This is a genomic window from Spirosoma horti (assembly GCF_054776595.1).
In genome coordinates, this window is the sequence record NZ_BAAHBQ010000003.1 from 553,770 (window position 1) to 573,993 (window position 20,224).

The window sequence follows — 20,224 nt, forward strand, 5'->3', positions numbered from 1 at the left end:
CATGAAGAATCTGATCAAAAAACTAAGCTATATAGCCCCGATGCTTCTGCTCTTGTCAGCTTGCGACAAAGGCTTCGAGGAGATGAACGTAGACCCCAACAAATACGCCGAAGTGGTGCCGGGCTACCTGTTCACCAGAGCCCAGCTGGACGGCGTAAGCACCAATTTTACCGGAGCGGCCTACCTGACCATCGGCCAGTCCATGCAGCAGTTCGCGACCTATAAGGAAGTCCCGGCGGCTGGCGACAAATACTTTAATTACACTTATTCCTCCGGCAACTGGAATGCCTACGCCGGTACCCTTGCCGGACAGGGCGCTGTGATTTCCATTCAACAGGTCATCGACGCCGTTTCGACCAATCCGATCGATGTCAACAAACGGTCGGCGGCCCGGATCTGGAAAGCGTATATTTTCCATCGCCTGACGGATATGTACGGCGACATTCCCTACTTCGACGCAGGGAAAGCGCTCGCCACCAAAAACTATAGCCCCAAGTACGATACGCAACAGGTTATCTACGCCGACTTGTTGAAGGAGCTGGATGAATCCATTGCCGCCTTCGATGCCACCAAAGCGACCTTTGGTGCAGCCGACCTGATGTATAATGGCGACGTGGCCAAATGGAAAAAATTCGGGTACTCGCTCATGTTGCGGCTGGGTATGCGCCTGACCGAAGTGGATGCCTCGCTGGCCAAAACCTGGGTTGAAAAAGCCATTGCCGGTGGCGTTGTGCTGGACGATGCCGACCGGGCCGTGATCGCTTACGTCGATGGGTCGCAGACGGCCAGCCGGAACTTCATTGCCAACGGCCTGATCAGCACCGATTACATTACGCCCGGTGGCGATAATGTGGAGGGCGGCAAGTACGCCAAGACGTTTATCGATTACCTGAAAAATACCAAAGACCCGCGCCTGAATGTGATCTCCATTGTGTGGACCACCACGGATGGCAAAACATTTGCCGCCGACACTACAACGGCATTGCAAAGCGGTATGCCGAATGCCGCTTACAATAGCTTACCCGCCAATTTCAATTCCTTTTCCGAACCAAATCCCAATACGCTGTTAAAATACAACACCCCGCTGATCGTACTGGGAAATGCCGAAACGAACCTGCTGCTGGCCGAAGCGTCGGTACGCGGCTGGGCCAGCGGAACCACGGCGGCCACGGCCTATGCCAATGCCGTCAAAGCCGGTATGCGCCAATGGTCATTGTTTGGAACGGGCGGCACGATTTCAGAAGCCCGGATCAACGCTTACCTGGTGGCCAACCCATACAAAACCGGCGGAACCGTAGCGCAGCAAATGGAACAGATCCAGACGCAGAAATGGGTATCTCTTTTCCTGGAAGATGAATATGAGATCTTCTCCAACTGGCGACGGACGGGTTATCCGGTCCTTACGCCAACCAATTATCCGGGTAACCTCACGGGTGGCAAAATACCGACCCGCTTCGTTGTCCCCGATTCGGAGGAAACGTACAACAAAACCAACTTCCTCGAAGCGCGTACTCGGCAGGGCGGCACCAATACACTTTCCAGTGTTGTCTGGTGGGATAAGTAAGCCAGCTATCACTTTGACTTTCAATCTATAAGCTACTCGATCGCCAATCAATGAAAGCGCAACGCCGATCCATCGTAAAACGTCTTTTGGCCACCCTGACCGGCATAGTCGGAACAGGCGCGTTTACTCAGGCTTTAGCCGAACGTAAACCAGAAAAAGAAATGTCCGGCATGGACGTGCCCGGCATGGATGTACCCGGCATGGATGTACCCCTTTATTCAGGATCGACCAGGTTGGGCAATCTGATCTTTGTTTCCGGGGCGGGGGCGCATTTCGAGGGCGATATCAGGTCGCATACGGACCATGTGCTCAAAGAGATAGAGAAGGAACTGATCAAAGCGGGTTCATCCATGGACAAAGTCCTGAAAGTGAATGTGCTGCTGCACGATCTGAAGGACTATAAGGCCATGAACGAGGTGTATAAAGGGCGGTTTGGCAACAAGCCGCCCGTTCGCACGACCGTAGCCGTACATGCGGGCGTTCCCGGCAATTCGTGGGTCGAGATTGATTGTGTCGCCTATGTGTAATGACTTGTACCAAACAGCTTCTAGCTGTTTGAACCGACGGCTAACATGGCAGCTGACTCATAAGCCGCTTCGCGGCTCAAACAGCCAGAGGCTGTTTGGTACAAATAAGACCCACTAATGAACCTCACCGTCTTCACCTTAGCTATTTTACTTGCATTAAACATGCAGCCCAGTCAGGCCCAAACCAGCGATTCGACCCAGCTCGTCGTTCGGAAAACGGACGACTTTCAGGTAAATGGCAACGGCGACAACGCGAACTGGGCCAAAACCGAGTGGGTGCGCATAACGCCCCAGGAATCGGCGGGTAAACCCTATTCTACTAAGGTGAAACTGCTGTACTCCGCCACCGGTGTTTACTTCCTGTTTCAGAATGAGGATGAGAAACTAACGGCGACCATTCAGGAAGACTACGGGCTTTTGTTCAAGGAAGATGTCATTGAGGTATTCCTCTGGCCCGACTCTTCGGTGCCCATCTATTTTGAGTATGAGCTCTCTCCCCTCAATTATGAATTAGCCATCCTGGTGCCAAACATCAATGGCGACTTCAACGGCTGGAAACCCTGGCATTACGAAGGCCGTTCGAAAGTGCAGCACGCAACCAGCGTACAGGGCGGAAACAAAGTGAGCAAGGCAACCGTAACCGGGTGGACAGGCGAAATTTTCATTCCCTACCGTCTGCTAAGACCCCTGGTGCAGACGCCCCCAACCGCAGGCACCCAGTGGCGGGGAAACCTCTATCGGATTGATTACGACCATAGTTACGCCACCTGGTCGTGGCAAAAGACAAGCGGCAGTTTTCACGAATTTAAGAAATACGGAACGTTTATTTTTGAATAACACAGGCGTTTTGCCTTCAACCCCAATTGACCATGCTCTCAAGAAGAAATCTTATTAAACACCTGTCAACCGTGCCCTTAATAGGCGGCATGTTCGGTAGCGCAGCACTTTCCAGTGCGGCACCATCTATCCTGGCAGCTCCGGCGACTGCGGCCGCTCGAAATGTACTGAAAGAACTTGGCCTGCGGACGTTCATTAACGCGGCTGGCACCTACACCGCCATGACGGGCTCGCTGATGGAAGATGACGTCGTGGAAACGATTCAGGCATCATCGAAGGAATTTGTCATGCTCGACGATGTACAGACGAAAGTCGGTGAGAAAATTGCCGCCCTGACCCATGCTGAATCGGCGGTCGTAACGGCGGGTTGTTTTTCGGCTATGACCCTGGGGCTGGCCGGTGTGCTCACGGGCATGGACCAGAAGAAAGTAGAGCTACTGCCGCATCTGGAAGGCACCGACATGAAGTCGGAGGTGATCGCCCAGAAAGCGCATAACATCGGTTACTCCCATGCGCTGACCAATACAGGCTGCAAAATTATTCAGGTAGAAACGCTGGAAGAAGCCGAAAAAGCCATCAACAGCAAGACAGCCCTGTTGTGGTTTCTGAACATTCAGTCCGACAAAGGGCAGGTTCAGCATCAGGAATGGGTAGCCCTGGGCAAGAAGCACAACATTCCCACCATGATCGATATTGCGGCCGATGTGCCGCCGGTCGAAAACCTCTGGAAATTCAATGACATGGGCTTTGATCTGGTGTGTGTATCGGGCGGGAAAGCCATGCGCGGCCCACAGAGCGCGGGCATTCTGATGGGCAAAAAACAATACATCGCAGCGGCCCGACTCAGCATGCCACCCCGTGGCTCCACCATTGGCCGGGGCATGAAAGTCAACAAAGAAGAAATTCTGGGCATGTATGTCGCCCTCGATAAATTCGTTGCGCAGGATCACCAGAAAGAATGGAAAATGCTGGAAGATCGGGTAGCCGTTATTGCCGGTGCCGTAAAAGGCATCAAGGGCGTAACGGTCGAAACTTACGCGCCTGCCTTAGGCAATCACACGCCATCCATGCGGGTGCTGTGGGAAACCGGAAAGATAAATTTAACAACCAAAGCATTGCAGGAGAATCTGCGCAATGGCAACCCATCCATCGAAGTCGTTGGTGAACCGAATGGCATCAGCATGACAACCTGGATGCTCAAACCCGGTCAGGACAAAATCGTGGCCGCCCGACTGAAAGAAGAACTGACTAAAGCCTCTGTCTAATGTAATGCAGACCTCTGGTCCGCACAGCCGTGCTGAGTTAAGCAAGTCACGGTTGTGCAGACCAGAGGTCCGCGTTACTCCCTCAACCATGAAAACACCGCTATTCCTACTCCTTTTCCTTTTCGCTGGTTCAGCCTGGGCGCAGCCCTACAGCATCGTCATTAAGGGTGGCCATTTGATCGATCCGAAAAATAATATCGACGCCCTCATGGACGTCGCCATTACGGACGGCAAAGTGGTTCAGGTCGCCAAATCGATCGACGCGAAACAGGCTAAACAGGTTGTCGATGCCAAGGGTATGTACGTAACCCCCGGTCTGATCGACATTCACGGGCACGTGTTCTACGGCACCGAACCTAATCATTATCTGAGCAATGGGCTCGTAGCTGTTTCTCCCGACGGATTCACGTTTCGAGTGGGCGTTACCACCATTGTCGATGCGGGTGGAGCGGGCTGGAAGTCGTTCGAGACGTTCAAGAAAAACATCATTTTTACGTCTAAAACGCGCGTGCTGTCGTTCCTGAACATTGTGGGCGAAGGCATGCGCGGGGGCGTTTTTGAGCAGGATACCACCGATATGGACCCAAAGATGGCCGCCAAAGTAGCCCTCGAAAACAAAAACGATGTCGTTGGTTTTAAGGTAGCGCATTTTCAGGGACCAAGCTGGGCACCCGTCGATCATGCCGTGGCAGCCGGAAAACTGGCCGATATGCCCGTAATCATCGACTTTGGCGGCAACAACCCACCACTTTCTCTCGAAGAACTGTTCATGAAGCACCTGCGCCCCGGCGACATTTTCACGCATGCCTACACGCTCCTGGAGGGGAATGTCCGGGAAACGATTGTGGACGAAGCGACCAAAACCGTAAAGCCATTTGCCTGGGCAGCCCGCAAAAAAGGGATCGTGTTCGATGTGGGCTACGGGGGGGCCAGCTTCAACTACTCGCAGGCCATTCCGGCCATAAAGGCTAAATTTTACCCCACCACGATCAGCACCGATCTACATACGGGCAGCATGAACGGCTCCATGAAAGACATGCTCAGCATCATGTCCAAATTCGTAGCCATGGGCGAAGACATCCCAAGTGTCATAAAAGCCAGCACCTGGACCCCGGCTCAGGTCATCAAGCGCGAGAACTTAGGCCATTTATCGGTGGGTGCCATTGCGGATGTCGCTATCTTCTCAATGCGGCAGGGCACGTTTGGCTTCTACGACAAGACCGGCTACAAAATGACGGGCAAGCAAAAGTTTGAATGCGAAATGACCATCAAAGGCGGCAAGATCGTGTATGACCTGAACGGCATCGGCATCGCCAGTGCCAAGTAATTTACCACTCCCAACCTCCTTGAAATAAGGAGATTGGGAGTGGTCATTCTAGGACGTTTTCAGTAAAATTCAACTATTCCTTCTCCTGACCAATGACAAAATTATACATCAAAGGCGTCACCCTCGCCTTACTAGCTTTTGTCGGATTTACCCAGCGAACCACTCAGAATGGCCTTCCCGTTCAGACGGATGCGAATGGTGGTCTTTTTCTGCCCGAGGGATTTGAAGCAACAGTTGTGGTGGATAGCCTGCCCGGCCGGGCGCGGCATATGGCCGTTAACGAAAATGGAGACATTTACGTGAAAGCCCGCTTTGTCCGCAACGAGAACGAATCCGTTATCGCGCTTCGGGATACCAATGGCGATGGCCGCGCCGACATCATCAAGACGTTCGGCGGACTGGGCCGCGAACGGGCCTATGGTACCGCCATGCGCATTTACAAGGGCTACCTGTATTTCAGTTCGGAGCTGAACGTGTTTCGCTATCGACTGAAGCCCGACGAGCTGGTTCCCAGCAGCCCCATGGAAACGATCCTGACCGACGACCATAAACACGGCATGCACGAGCACATTGCCAAGCCTGTTACCTTCGACAACGACGGCCATATCTACGTGGCCTTCGGGGCGGCTTCCAATGGCTGCCAACCCAAAAACCGGACGCCCAACATGGCCGGCATCGACCCCTGCCCAATGCTGGAAGATCATGGCGGTATCTGGCGATTCGATGCCAACAAGAACGGGCAAACCCAGAAAGATGGCTACCGGTATGCCACCGGCCTGCGGTCTGTGGTTGGCATGGACTGGAACCCGACCAACAATAGTTTGTATGCGCTTCAGCACGGACGCGATGATTTCCTGATGTTATGGGCCGAGAAATACACACCCTGGCAAAGTGCCGTATTCCCCGCCGAAGAGCTTTTCCAGGTGAAAGACGGCATGAACGGCGGCTGGCCGTACTGCTATTACGACCAAGCCCAGGGCAAAAAACTGCTCAATCCAGAATACGGGGGCGACGGAAAAACGGTTGGCCGCTGTGGCGATTATGAAAAGCCGCTGATCGGGTTTCCGGCCCACTGGGCACCCAACGATATTCTGTTTTATCAGGGTACAACCGCCACAAACGGCTTCCCGGAGCGCTATAAAAACGGCGCTTTCATTGCGTTTCATGGCTCTACAAACCGGGCTCCGTATCCACAGGCGGGCTATTTTATCGGCTTCGTACCGGCGAAAGCCAACACACTGTCGAGTGATTGGGAAGTCTTCGCCGATGGCTTTGCCGGTGTCGATCCCATCGTGAACGTGAGCGATGCCGTTTACCGGCCCATGGGTATCGCAATGGGTCCTGACGGCTCGTTGTACATTGCCGAAACCGAAAAGGGGAAAATCTGGAAGGTCACCTACAAAGGCAACAAGCAGAACTTCGGCGCGGCCCAGCTGGCCCAGATGGAGGCTCGCAAGAAGATGTCAAACATTCGTGATCCAGACATCATTGCCGATAACCTGGACCGGGACAAACCCGTTGCCGGTGGTAAAGTGTATGGTATTTACTGCTCGGCCTGCCACCAGCGCAACGGCCTCGGCGATTCGCAGCGCTTTCCACCTCTGGCTGGTTCTGAATGGGTAATGGGCGACAAAAAGAAACTGATTACAGTGTTGCTTAAAGGGCTGGAAGGCCCAATCGATGTTAAAGGTCAGTCGTATAACAATGCCATGCCCCAGCACAGCTTCCTGAAAGATGAAGAGCTTTCTGAAGTATTGACCCACATCCGGCAGAACTTCGGCAACACGGCCGATGGCATCAGCGCGGCTGAAGTCAATGAAGTTCGGCTGGCGATCAATCAGCAGGAGCGTAAAGAGAGCGCCCCAAAACGTAAATCCAGTAATAAAACCAAACGATAACAACCAGTAATTCAATTTCTCATGGAAACACAACGCCGTTCTATTCTTAAACGCCTTTTTGCCTCTGCCGCCGGTGTCGTCGGACTGGGTGCTGCCAGCAAAGCCATCGCTGAACCTGTAGCTGAACCGGCTGCCCAAAAAGAAGTTTTTAACGTGGTCACGCAGGATGATGTGCCACTCTTCTCGGGCTCAACCAAGCTGGGCAACCTGGTTTTCGTGGCGGGCAAAGGCTACCATAAAGAGGGCGATATTAAAGTACATACCGACGAGGTACTCAAGGAACTTGAAAAAGAACTGATCAAAGCAGGTTCTTCGATGGAAAAGGTCTTAAAAGTAAGCGTATTTCTCCACGACCTGAACGACTATAAAGGCATGAACGAAGTCTATAAGGGCCGGTTTGGCAGCAAGCCACCCGTGCGGACAACGGTCGCCGTTTATGGCGGTGTCCCCGGCGATTCGCTAGTCGAAATGGACTGCATTGCCTACATCTAATCTCTTTTCGAACGTTCCTATGTTAAGCAGACGAAAACTCATCAAGCGCTTATCGAGCGTCCCCATTTTAGGTGGCCTGGTTGGCGGTCTTCCCCTTTCGCTGGAAGAGGAAGCAGCCCCGGTGGCGGCTCCCAAACGCGATTTATTCAAGGAATTTGGCATCCGCACCTTCATCAATGCAGCCGGTACGCTGACCTATATGACCGGTTCGCTGATGCACGACGAAGTGCTGGACGCGATCAATTACGGCGCAAAAGAATTTTGCCTGCTGGATGAGATTCAGGATAAAGTAGGCGCGAAAATCGCCCAGATGGTGCATTCCGAAGCGGCCGTTGTTACGTCGGGCGCGTTCTCGGGCATGACGCTCGGACTGGCGGGCATTCTGACCGGTATGGACCAGAAGAAAGTGGAGCTGCTCCCCCATCTGGAAGGCACCGGCATGAAAACCGAAGTGATCTGCCAGAAAGCCCACGACATCGTGTATAACCACGCGCTGACCAATACGGGCTGTAAAATTGTGGTAGTCGAAACGGCCGCCGATGTCGAGAAAGCCATCAATGAAAAAACGGCCCTCATGCACTTCCTGCACATCGAAGCCGACAAAGGCAAGATCATGCACGAAGAATGGGTGGCGCTGGGCAAGAAGCACAACATCCCCACCTCCATCGACATTGCGGCCGATGTGCCACCGGTGGAAAACCTCTGGAAATTCAACGACATGGGTTTTCATTTCGTCGTCATTTCGGGCGGGAAAGCCATGCGTGGTCCACAAAGTGCGGGTATTCTGATGGGCAAAAAAGACATCATTTCAGCGGCCCGACTTCATATGCCGCCCCGTGGTTTCAATATTGGCCGGGGCATGAAGGTCAACAAAGAAGAGATTCTGGGTATGTATGTCGCCCTGGAGCGGTTTATCAACGAGGACCACGACAAAGTGTGGAAAACCTGGGAAGAAGGCACCGCTCATGTCGAAAATACCGTGAAAGCAGTCAACGGCGTAACCACCGAGGTTCATGTGCCACCTCTGGGTAACCATACACCCACGCTGCGTATTTCCTGGGACCCGGCCAAACTGCACATTACCGGCAAAGAGCTCCAGGAAGCCCTGCGTAAAGGCGATCCCTCCATCGAGGTTGGCGGCAGCGGCCCCAGTAACATCGGCGTAACCGTCTGGATGCTTAAACCCGGACAGGAAAAAATCGTAGCCAAACGCATCAAAGAAGAACTGACCAAAGCCGCCGTCTAACGTAACACGGCCATCTTGTCCGCGCAGCCGTAGGCTAACGTCTAGCTATGCAAATTAGCCTGCGGCTCGCGGACAGGATGTCCACGTTACTCCCTCAACCATGAAAACACCTTTCCTCCTACTGCTTCTTTTCTGTAGCACGCTGTGCATGGCGCAACCGTATAACGTCGTCATCAAAGGCGGGCATGTGATCGACCCGAAAAACAACATCAACGGCATTATGGACATCGCCATTGCCGATGGAAAAATTGCCCGGGTCGCCAAATCGATCGACCCCAAAGGAGCCATTCAGGTGGTCGATGCCAAAGGGTTGTACGTGACGCCCGGCCTGATCGACATGCATACGCACGTCTTTTTTGGGACGAACCTCGACCAGACCTACAGCAACGGCCCCAACGCCCTGCCACCCGATGCTTTCACGTTTCGCAATGGCGTTACGACCATTGTTGATGCGGGCTGTTCGGGCTGGCGTGATTTCGAGACATTCAAAAAACAAACCATCGACCTCTCGCAGACACGCGTGCTGGCGTTGCTCAACATTGTGGGCAGCGGCATGCGGGGCGGCAAATTTGAGCAGAATGTAGATGACATGGACGCTCAGCAAACGGCAGACATGGCGAAGAAATACCCCGACTATGTGGTCGGTGTCAAACTGGCGCATTTCAACGGCTACGACTGGACACCCACCAACCGCGCCGTCGAGGCCGGAAAGCTGGCCAACGTACCGGTTATGATCGATTTTGGTGGCAGCACACCCACGCTGTCCATCGAAGAGCTGTTTCTGAAACACCTGCGTCCCGGCGATATTTTCACTCATTGCTTTGGCCAGTTGAAAACGCGCGAACCTATTCTGGATGTTACGACCAATAAAGTGAAGCCCTTCGTGTGGGAAGCCCAGAAAAAAGGCATCATCTTCGACGTTGGTTACGGCGGTATCAGTTTCGCGTTTTCGCAGGCCATTCCGGCCATTAAAAGTGGTTTTTATCCCAACACGATCAGCACCGACATTCATACCGGAAGCATGAATAACGCCATGAAAGACATGCTCAACGTGATGTCTAAGTTCCTGGCGATGGGGATGAACCTTCAGAGCGTGATCAAGGCCAGCACCTGGAGTCCGGCCCAGGCCATCAAACGCCCTGAGTTGGGTCATCTGTCGGTCGGCTCCGTGGCCGACGTGGCGATTCTGAATCTGCACGAAGGCAAATTTGAGGTACGGGATACGGGCTATTTTGGCTTCTTCGACTATACCGGCCATAAAATTGAAGGCAAGCAAAAGCTGGAGTGCGAAATGACCATTCGCAAAGGAAAGATTGTGTACGACCTCAACGGCATTGCCAACCCCGTGGTGGTGACGCAGCAACCGCGCTCATAATACGCTAGCCTATTTCTCGTTATTTTGCCGGGCCGGGTTGTATTCCAGCCCGGCTTACACCCTTACGCATCCGTTATGTTTAGCCCAATACCCCGTTTCGTCAGCCTGGCCCTGGCCGGTGCCGGACTCATTTCGTTATCGGCAACAACTCTTTTACCCGTCGTCGATGACGTCGTTAAATCAAGCCTTTTTACGCCGGCCAACGGCTTTACATCGGGCGTCGAAGGCCCTGCCGTCGACAAGTCAGGCATGGTCTACGCGGTGAATTTTGGCAAACAGGGCACCATCGGGCAGATCACCCCCGACGGGAAAGCGAGCGTCTTTGTCGAGTTGCCGGACGGGAGCATCGGCAACGGAATTCGGTTCAGCAAACGGGGCGATATGTTCATTGCCGATTACCCGAAACACAACATCCTGAAAGTGGTCATGGGCACCAAAAAACTCAGCGTTTTCGCTAATGAGCCCCGCATGAACCAACCGAATGACATCGCCATCGACAGCAAAGACCGGCTGTATGCCAGCGACCCGAACTGGAAAGAAAACACGGGCAATATCTGGCGCATCGACACCGATGGCAAAGTGACGCTACTGGAAGCCAACATGGGTACGGCCAATGGCATTGAGGTGAGTCCTGACAATAAAAGCCTGTATGTCAACGAGTCAGCCCAACGCAAAGTATGGGCGTATGATTTATCAGCCGATGGGCAGGTTAGCAACAAGCGACTACTGATCGAGTTTCCCGATTTCGGCATGGACGGTATGCGCTGCGACACCAAAGGAAACCTGTACATTGTCCGCTATGGAAAAGGCACCGTAGCGAAACTGTCTCCGGCAGGCAAGGTGCTTCAGGAGATTCAGTTGATTGGCAAAAAACCCACCAACATTGCGTTTGGCGGTAAAGATGGTCGAACCGCTTATGTTACCTTGCAAGATCAGGGAAACCTGGAAACCTTCCGCGTCGATACACCCGGTCAGGAATGGGCCATGCGCCAGAAGTAATTGACCGTCAGCTCCGCACCACGCAGGAGAGCTTCCTCGACGGGTGCGGAGATTGGCGTTAAAGACTCAGTTAAGCACAGACCGTGGGCGATCGTCCGGGCGAACGCCCCAGTCTGTGCCGGGCTTGCTGTCCATCACAATCGTCAGTGTTCCGCCGTCCAGAATGGCCTGATGCGTCAGATACGATTTCGTGTAAGGTTTGCCATTCAAGGTCATCTGCTTGATGTAGCGATTTGCCCCCCTATTGTTCCGTACGTTCAGCTGGAATGTCTTTCCATTCTCCAGTTTTAAACTTATCTCATCGAAGACGGGACTGCCAAATACGTAGGCGCCATTCGCGGGATTGACCGGATAAAAACCCATCGACGACAATACATACCAGGCTGACATCTGCCCAACGTCTTCGTTGCCAATCAACCCGTCGGGCCGGGTCGTGTACATACTGTCGAGAACGAAACGCACTTTTTCGGCCGTTTTCCCCGGCTGTCCTACATAGCCGTAGAGATAAGTAATGTGATGGCTGGGCTCGTTCCCGTGGGCATATTGCCCGATCAGGCCGGTGATGTCGTTTGACGCTTCGTTGCCCATATCGCCTTTAATGACGAACAGCGAATCCAGCTTTTGGGTGAATGCCTGCTCAGTACCAAACAACGAAATGAGCCCTTCTACATCGTGCGGTACCAGCCAGGTATATTGCCAGGCATTGCCTTCGGCAAAATCATCTTTCATGTGCCGGGACACGATTGGGCTGAACGGCGTGCGCCGTTCGGTATCCGATACGCGACCCCGCATGAAGTGGGTCTCCGGATCGAAATACTGCTGGTAGGCCTTGGCCCGTTTACTGAAATAAGCGTAGTCGTCCGGCTTACCTAATTTTTTGGCTACCCGGGCAATGGCCCAGTCATCGATGGCGTATTCGAGCCCACGCGCAACGCTTTCCACCAGGCTATCAGCGGGTATGTAGCCCTTCTGTTTGACGAATTTCAGCCCACGCTCATCCAGCATGGCGCTTTTTTTCATGGCCTCGAACGCCCGATTTACGTCAATTCCGGCAATACCTTTCAGACAGGCATCGGCAATAACCGGCATGGCGCTGTTGCCGGGCATGGTGTTGGTTTCGTTACCGACCAGGTGCCAGACGGGCAGTTTTCCCTGCTGATCACAGATCGCCAGCATCGAATTCACCATATCCGATACGCGCCTGGGCTGGGTTAAGGTGAACAAGGGGTGCGCACTCCGGTAGGTATCCCAGAGCGAGAAGGTAGTCATGTTGGCAAAGGATGCCTTTGTGTGTACCTGCTTGTCGGCCCCGCGATAGTCGCCGTTGTGGTCATTAAACAACGACGGAGCCACCTGCGTGTGAAATAAGGCTGTATAGAAGATTTTCAGCCGGTTCTGGTCGCTGGTTTTCACGACGATCTTGCCCAGTTCCCTGTTCCAGGCGGCATCGGCGTCGGCGGCCACTTTAGCAAAGTTCCAATGGGGTAACTCTGCTCGAATGTTCGCCAGCGCATTGGCCGAACTAACCGGCGAAATCCCCACTTTTACCAGCACCTTTTCACTGGCCTGCGTGGCAAAGTTGACAACGCCCTTTATTCGAACGCCCCTGGCCGACGAGCCCGCAACGGCTGTCCGGTCGTTGTAAAGCGCCAGTTGGCGAACCGGTTTGGCAAAGACAACTGCAAAATACAATCGCTGGTCGGGTGCCCATCCTTTCGAGAAACGATAGCCAACGAGGGTCGAATCATTTACTTGTTCCAGATACGTTTCCGTTGGCCGGTCGCCCACGCCTTCACCCAGATCGAGCGTGATGTGGGCGTCGCTGGATTTGGGAAATGTGTACTGATGCAGGCCCACCCGTTCCGTAGCGGTCAGCGCCACAGCAATGTTGTACCGTTGTAACTTAACGGCATAGTACCCCGGTCGGGCGGTTTCGTCTTTATGTGAGAAACGGGATGCGTACCCGCTCCGGCTGTCCTGCGTCGTACCCCGGCTTAACTTAACGGGTCCAGTGGTTGGCATAATCAGTACATCCCCCAAATCACCAATGCCGGTTCCGTTCAGGTGGGTATGTGCAAAGCCAACAATGAGCGAGTCGGAATAGTGATAGCCCGAACACCAGTCCCACCCCTGCGACATCTGGGTTGGGCCAAGCTGAACAGCGCCAAAGGGCACATTGGCGCCCATAAAAACGTGTCCATGAAAGCCCGTACCAATAAACGGGTCGACGTGGTGGGTCAATCCCGCTAACTTTTGGGCTGGTTTAGCGGGCTGACCGACGGCCAGCATCGGCAGCAGCAACAGCCAGGCGGCAACAAGATGAACGCGCGTTTTTATTGGCTCGACGTGTAATTTATAATCTAGCATAGCAGGCTTTTTTTTGTCATGCTGACGAAGGAAGCATCTCCGGTAATCAGCTAATAATGCTACTAGCGAAGATGCTTCCTTCGTCAGCATGACAAAAATGAATCAGTACTCAGTGGGCTGATACACTCGATGCATTCGGTTTCAGATAGATGCTATTGGGTAACTCAAACGCTTTGGTGAGCCGGATCACATCGGACGACGGGCCCACCATGACGGTGAATGTACCCGCTTCGGCCACCCAGTGCAGGGCCGAGTCGAGCAGTTTGAGGTCATCGGCGGTCAGGTCGAACTCAATGGTTTTCTGTTCCCCTGCTTTGAGCGGAACCCGCCTGAACTTCTTCAGTTGCTTGATCGGCCCGACGACAGAACTGACTTTGTCATCAACATACAGCTGAACGACCTCATCGCCATCCCGCGTGCCGGTGTTTTTAACCGAGAAAGATACTTTTGCCCTGGTATCCTTCCCTGTGCCAAGCACCTGTATTGTGAGATTGCTGTAGTCGAACGAGGTATAACTCAGCCCATACCCAAACGCGAACAGCGGCCTGGCGTCGACTTCGACATAATCGTGGCTGGCCGGTTTCTTGGCGTTGTAATAAACGGGCAACTGACCGACCGATTTGGGAATCGAGATGGGCAACCGACCCGCCGGGTTGTAGTCGCCGGCCAGCACATCGGCCAGCGCATTACCGCCCTCCTGCCCAGGATACCAGGTCGTCAACAGGGCGGGAACGTGCGCGGCAGCCCAGTTCATGTTCAGCGGACGACCCTGAACGTGCACCAGAACAACGGGTTTGCCGGTTTTTACGATAGCCTCCAGTAGCTGCTGCTGGCGACCCATCAAATCCAGCGACGACCGGTCGAACCCTTCGCCACTTTCCATGTCGCTGATCGATGTCTCTGTCGCCTTGACCGAAGCCGCGCCGGTTGTCTGGTAGTCTGTTTTGAAATCGCGCGCACTGGAACCGCCCAGCACGACAACCACCACATCGGCGACACGGGCTGTCTCTACGGCTTCGGCAATACCCGCCGACGACGTATCCCGAATGCTGCACCCTTTGGCGTAGGTTACGCGGGTACCAGCCCCAAACTTGGTCCGTATTCCCTGAAGCATCGTTATGACCGAACCGTCGGGCTGGGGGGCCGTGTAATCGCCCAACTGGTTGTACACATTGTCGGCATTGGGACCGATGACGGCAATGTGTTTCGTGCTCTTGGCTAACGGCAGCAAGTTGTTTTCGTTCTTCAGCAACACGATGGCCTCCTGCGCCACCTGGCGAGCCAGCTTCACGTGGCTATCGGTTTTTACGCCCGTCGATGCCTTCTGGGAATCGACGTAAGGGTTCTCGAAAAGGCCCATTGCAAACTTCTGGCGCAGCACACGACTGACAGCCGTATCCAGCACCGCATTACTCACTTTTTTCTGGCGAATGGCTTCCAGCAGGGCTTTACCGAATCCGTACCCACTCAAATCATCGTCCAGTCCGGCGTTGATGGCCAGGGCGGCTCCGTCGGCGGGTGTGGCCGCTACCCGGTGAGTGCCGTAAAGTCCCGAAATACTGGTCAGGTCCGATACAGTGAATCCCTTGAACCCCCATTGATCGCGCAGAATCGTTTTCAGCAGAAAAGGATTGGCCGAACACGGAACGCCATCGATGGAGTTGTAGGCAGTCATCACCGACAGGGCACCCGCCTTCACGGCAGCTTCGAACGCAGGCAGGTAAGATCGTTGTAGTTCGCGCATACCCGGACTGACACTACCGCCATTATGCCCCCCTTCGGGTACGCCATAAGCCGCAAAATGCTTGAGCGTCGATATGATATTGAGGCCACTTTTCAGATCTTTCCCCTGGAAACCACGCACCATAGCGCTCCCCAACTGACTGGTCAGAACGGGGTCCTCGCCATACGTTTCTTCCACGCGCGACCAGCGCGGTTCGCGGGCCAGATCGAGTACGGGGCCGTAGCCAATATGCGCCCCCTGCAGCCGGGCTTCCCGGGCAATAGCAGCCGCCATTTGTTCGATCAAAGCCGGGTTCCAGGTGCTACCCTGCCCGAGTGCCGTTGGAAATACCGTTGTGCCAATGGCCATGTGGCCATGCGGGCACTCTTCGGCGAGAAACAAGGGTATGCCTAACCGACTGTGTTCAATGGCGTATTTCTGGAGAGCGTTCGTTGCCTGGGCGGCCAGCGCTGGGTTGAGGCCATTGGTCAGGGTCTTCTGCGTCCAGGGGTCGGCCCGCAGAGTAGCCCATAACGCGCCTATTTTCTGCTCCTGAATAGCCTGTTCAAACTTCTTGCTGACCTGAATCGTAGCCCCCTGCTTATCATACATCTCCCAACCCAGCAAGGTCGATAGTTGGCCCACCTTCTCGTCGACGGTCATGCGTTTGAGCAAGTCCTGCACTCGTTTTTCGATGGCTGCCGACGGATTTTTATACAGCGGAACGGGTTCTTTAGGTACGCTGGCCGAGAGGGCAATCAGGGTAGGAAACGTGATGGCAACGAATAAGGTGTAACGGACAGTAAACTTCATTCGATCGTAGATAAACAGGATACATAGCTACCCATTTCATAAACCAAAATGAGCAGTAAAAACTAGTTTCAGGGTCTTGGAATTGATAGTCGGGTCAGGACGTCACGATGGAGAAACAAACATACTCGACGTCAATGCGTAAACCAGCTATCGGGAATATCCATTGGCTCGGAGCCATTCAGGCTATATTTCAGTTTAAGCGTGAAGCCGCCCCCGCCTTCGATAAAATCGGCTTCGAAGGGGTGAGCACCTTTCTGTAATGCCACCTGGCCGCTTTTTTCAATCGGGAAATGGTTGCCGTCATTATCGACAACCATCCGATCCGCGATCCGGAGAATGCCTCCATCGTCGCAGGTGTAGAAGAAGCTGTACACGCCCGTTTTGGGCACCGTCAGATACCCTCGAAACTGAATGCCGAAACTGGGCGCGTTGACCGATAGAGGTACGACCACATTATTGATCGTGTATGTGCTGTCCACGGCCTGTAGCTTCATCAATTTCGTTTCCTTAAAATACTTCTTGAAGTAGCTGCTCTGTAAACCAGCCCTTGAACCGGCAGCACTGGCAGGCGTCGCATAGGTCTGTTGCTGGTAACGCAGCGAATACACATCGCCCCGCACGCCCGATGGTGTAAAAGCCGCCACCTTGATCGTCTGCGGTTTTGTAATGGCTAAGCCAGCAGGTAATTCCGGAGAGCCCGGCCCCGGCTGCGATCCGTCGGTTGTGTAACGAAGTAGGTAGCTGTCGAGTGGTTTTTTAATGTGCAACTCCGCTTTATCGACAAACACGTTCTCTTCGGCAAAGCCGGTCAGATCGGGTAAGCGGTAATGAATACCCATTGTTTCCATGCGCAGAAAATGGGAAAGGAGCCGTTCCTGATAAGACGAAAAATCCTTTTTCCCCGTCCAGACCACTTCCGATAGCGCCGTCATGCGGGGCATCGCCATGTAATCGACGCGATTTTCAGTTGAGATGTATTCCGTCCAGATATTGGCCTGAGCACCCAGAAACTGCTTCGTCTGGCTGGCCGTTACGCCCTCGGGAACAACCGCAATGTTGTATACATTTTCCACCGACCGAATGCCCGGAGGGCTATCGAAATACAGGTTACTAACCGGCGTCATGACCACGTCATTGCCATTTTTGGCCGCTTTCTGGGGGGCATCTTTCACCCAACTCCGCCAGTACATAACGGCGGTCGAAGGTTTTAGTCCGCCTTCGAGAGCGTCATCCCAAACCATTAGTTTCTTGCCTTTCGACTGCACGAATTTCTCGATCCGGTGTACGAAATAACTTTGTAACTCCTCCACGGTTTTGATACCTTCCCGCTTCATCAATTCGGTACAGGCGGCAGACTCAGTCCAGGTCGACTTTTCCACTTCATCGGCCCCGATGTGAACATACTGACTGGGAAACAGGGCGATAACTTCGCTCAGGACCGTTTCCATGAAGGTATAGGTAGGTTCGTTGCAGGGACAGATGGGAACAGAAAACGTCTTGCCCATCCCTGGCTTGCCCGTACAACTCAGGAATGGATACGCCTTGATGGCGGCACTCAGGTGGCCGGGCATGTCTATTTCGGTAATGATTTCGATGTGCCGGGCGGCTGCGTAGGCAATCAGGGCGCGCATCTGAGTCTGGGTATAAAAGCCACCGTATTGCGTCTGTCCGTTCTTTTGCCGAATAAACTTCTTTGGCAGCTCGAAGTCGGGGTTGGTAGCGGCCCGTTTCAACACGACCGAATCCTGGTTATTGAAGGTTCTCCAGGCCCCTTCGCTGGTCAGTTTTGGGTACGCTTTTATTTCCAGCCGCCACCCCTGATCGTCGGTCAGATGCAGGTGAAATTTATTGAATTTGTACAGCGCCAGCCGGTCGATAAACGTTCGCAGGTAATCCATCGAATAAAAATGCCGCGATACATCGAGGTGCATTCCCCGCCAGCCATAGGCGGGCTGGTCTTGAATCGTCACGGCGGGCAGCGTCAGCGACGCAACGGCTTTTCCGGGTTTCTCAATACGAATGGGCAATAGTTGCCGAATCGTTTGCACAGCCCGAAACATGCCAGCGGGCTGACTCGCTTTCAGGGTCACCTGCTGTGGCGTGATGGTCAGTTCATAGCCTTCAGGATTCGCCATAGCGGGATCGTGCTGAAGAACAATTTTTGACCCGCTCCCCTTCGCCGGAAGCGTTTTGCCGAGCCCCTGTTGCAACAGGGCATTCAGTTGACGGGCTTCACCCGCGAACCGGCGATCCTGAACGACCAGCGCCGTTTGCGCTGTTACGGCAAACTGCCCCGACGCGGCTTTCAGCGACGTTGGATAGGGAATGAGCGGATACCGCCGGGCCATATCCTGTGCCTGTCCAGACAAGGCAATCGATAAGGAGGTGAGGAACAGGAAATACAATCGGGTCATTGACATAGTGGGATCAGCACCTTTTATCCGGTAAATTCAGCTTTACTTTATCAGGTAGCGGTCAATCTCGCCGGGTTAAAACCCGGCGAGATTGACTAAACGCTTATTTTAGTCAGTCAGGAATCTGCTAGCCATTGGCAGCGACAGCGGTCAATTTTCCGGCTACTGCCCGAATGGTTATTTCTGCCGAAAAGATTAGTCCTGGGTCATGTCGGCCAGTAATAGTTTGCCGCAACGTTGCAGGCGTTCGCGTCACTTTTGCGTTAAAGATACGTTTCCCATCATACAACACCTCGACGGGCTTATCCAAATTCATCATCTTGTCATTCAGACGGATGCATAACGTATCATAGTCATTTTTCTCAATCCGGATGGTGTTGCCTTTGTACGACACAATGGCTTCCCAATCCGCTTTCCGTTGACTTTCGGGCGCGGCCAGCCAGTAGAAATCCGGCAGTAGCCGGTCGTCCTGCTTCCAGACAACTTTGTCGGGAATCGGGTTACGCCGGAACTGCCTCATCCAGGGAACTGCTACCGTATCTTCCCGTTGCATCCAATGGCTACGGCCCTCGTGCAACTGAACCAGGTGTTTATAGCCACCGGGATCGGCGGTTTGCAGGCTATCCAGCCAATGGCCCCATCGTTCGGCAATTTTGTTGCGGTCATACGCCTTATCCAGCGCGCCCATGTGAAGCGTAAAGCCAATGTTACGAAGGTTCACTGGTGTTACCTCGTTGGGGTGGCCCGCCATCATGGCGGCTGCCGCCCAGCGGTCAGCCATGCGGGTAGCTAATTGATAGACGCCATCGCCACCGGCGGAGTAGCCCATGATATACACCTTGTCCGGGTTCACGCCTTCTACCAGCACAGCGGCCTGAATCAGTTGGTCGAGCAACGGATCGATGTGTGCTTCGTGCCAGAGGTTCCAGGTATTAGTTGGCGCGCGTGGAGCGACGTAAACGCCCTCCGACGGTTTGTAGAGACCAATCTGGTTTTTCCATTGCTGGTCGTTGACAGCAGCCGGTGCATTGCCACCGCCGTGCAGCGAAATAAACAGGCTTCGACCGTCTTTTGGTTTTTCGCCAAACAGGTGGTAGTCGAATCTCAGCACGTGTTCGCCATCCGTCAGGGACTTTTCGGCCCACCCCTTTTGTAGCTGGGCAGCCTGTTGGGCACGGATATCGGCCAGCAAAAGCATAGCCGCCTGGTCAGCCTCCGAACGCGTCAGTCCGGTATGGCTGAACGATTGAGCGGTGAAGTTGGCTCGTTGTTCAGGACGCACGGCCAGCCAGTCTGTCAACGACTTAATGGGCTGCGCTACGCCCGTTGCGGCTATAACAAGCCAGATTAGTAAGCTAGTGAGGTAATTTTTCACAC

General features: G+C 53.8%; 14 protein-coding genes. 10 read left to right on the forward strand and 4 right to left on the reverse strand.

Going from position 1 to position 20,224, the window contains the following annotated elements; all coding sequences use genetic code 11:
* Window position 1: 1 nt before the first annotated feature.
* The 10 genes from ACYVAM_RS10145 (at window position 2) to ACYVAM_RS10190 (ending at window position 11,530) form a co-directional block, all read left to right on the forward strand.
* The gene (locus ACYVAM_RS10145; RefSeq protein ID WP_461066496.1) at window positions 2-1,564 is read left to right on the forward strand and encodes a SusD/RagB family nutrient-binding outer membrane lipoprotein; all 1,563 of its coding nucleotides are present in this window, start codon (window positions 2-4) and stop codon (window positions 1,562-1,564) included.
* Between the two features lie 50 nt (window positions 1,565-1,614).
* Window positions 1,615-2,091 carry a RidA family protein gene (locus ACYVAM_RS10150; RefSeq protein WP_461066498.1) on the forward strand — a complete coding sequence of 159 codons (477 nt, stop codon included), beginning with the start codon at window positions 1,615-1,617 and terminating at the stop codon, window positions 2,089-2,091.
* 162 nt (window positions 2,092-2,253) lie between these two features.
* On the forward strand, window positions 2,254-2,928 hold the full coding sequence (locus ACYVAM_RS10155) for a carbohydrate-binding family 9-like protein (RefSeq protein WP_461066500.1): 675 nt from the start codon (window positions 2,254-2,256) through the stop codon (window positions 2,926-2,928).
* 32 nt (window positions 2,929-2,960) lie between these two features.
* On the forward strand, window positions 2,961-4,193 hold the full coding sequence (locus ACYVAM_RS10160; RefSeq protein ID WP_461066502.1) for an aminotransferase class V-fold PLP-dependent enzyme: 1,233 nt from the start codon (window positions 2,961-2,963) through the stop codon (window positions 4,191-4,193).
* Window positions 4,194-4,281: 88 nt separating this feature from the next.
* Entirely contained in the window at window positions 4,282-5,520 is a 1,239-nt protein-coding gene (locus ACYVAM_RS10165; protein WP_461066504.1) for an amidohydrolase/deacetylase family metallohydrolase, read from the forward strand.
* Window positions 5,521-5,612: 92 nt separating this feature from the next.
* Window positions 5,613-7,418, forward strand: coding sequence for a PQQ-dependent sugar dehydrogenase (locus ACYVAM_RS10170; protein WP_461066506.1), 1,806 nt, complete (start codon window positions 5,613-5,615; stop codon window positions 7,416-7,418).
* A gap of 21 nt (window positions 7,419-7,439) precedes the next feature.
* Complete coding sequence (locus ACYVAM_RS10175) at window positions 7,440-7,910, forward strand: RidA family protein (protein ID WP_461066508.1); 471 nt, start codon at window positions 7,440-7,442, stop codon at window positions 7,908-7,910.
* A gap of 19 nt (window positions 7,911-7,929) precedes the next feature.
* The gene (locus tag ACYVAM_RS10180) at window positions 7,930-9,156 is read left to right on the forward strand and encodes an aminotransferase class V-fold PLP-dependent enzyme (protein WP_461066510.1); all 1,227 of its coding nucleotides are present in this window, start codon (window positions 7,930-7,932) and stop codon (window positions 9,154-9,156) included.
* Between the two features lie 100 nt (window positions 9,157-9,256).
* Entirely contained in the window at window positions 9,257-10,531 is a 1,275-nt protein-coding gene (locus tag ACYVAM_RS10185) for an amidohydrolase/deacetylase family metallohydrolase (protein ID WP_461066512.1), read from the forward strand.
* Between the two features lie 75 nt (window positions 10,532-10,606).
* Window positions 10,607-11,530 carry an SMP-30/gluconolactonase/LRE family protein gene (locus ACYVAM_RS10190; RefSeq protein WP_461066514.1) on the forward strand — a complete coding sequence of 308 codons (924 nt, stop codon included), beginning with the start codon at window positions 10,607-10,609 and terminating at the stop codon, window positions 11,528-11,530.
* A 66-nt stretch (window positions 11,531-11,596) separates the two neighbouring features.
* Here the strand turns inward: ACYVAM_RS10190 and ACYVAM_RS10195 are convergent, their stop codons facing one another.
* The 4 genes from ACYVAM_RS10195 to ACYVAM_RS10210 all read right to left on the reverse strand — a co-directional run bounded on the left by ACYVAM_RS10195 (window position 11,597) and on the right by ACYVAM_RS10210 (window position 20,222).
* Entirely contained in the window at window positions 11,597-13,897 is a 2,301-nt protein-coding gene (locus tag ACYVAM_RS10195; protein WP_461066516.1) for a GH92 family glycosyl hydrolase, read from the reverse strand.
* A 109-nt stretch (window positions 13,898-14,006) separates the two neighbouring features.
* Complete coding sequence (locus ACYVAM_RS10200; RefSeq protein ID WP_461066518.1) at window positions 14,007-16,433, reverse strand: glycoside hydrolase family 3 N-terminal domain-containing protein; 2,427 nt, start codon at window positions 16,431-16,433, stop codon at window positions 14,007-14,009.
* Window positions 16,434-16,564: 131 nt separating this feature from the next.
* Window positions 16,565-18,847 carry a family 20 glycosylhydrolase gene (locus ACYVAM_RS10205; RefSeq protein ID WP_461066520.1) on the reverse strand — a complete coding sequence of 761 codons (2,283 nt, stop codon included), beginning with the start codon at window positions 18,845-18,847 and terminating at the stop codon, window positions 16,565-16,567.
* 127 nt (window positions 18,848-18,974) lie between these two features.
* On the reverse strand, window positions 18,975-20,222 hold the full coding sequence (locus tag ACYVAM_RS10210) for a hypothetical protein (protein ID WP_461066522.1): 1,248 nt from the start codon (window positions 20,220-20,222) through the stop codon (window positions 18,975-18,977).
* Window positions 20,223-20,224: the final 2 nt, after the last annotated feature.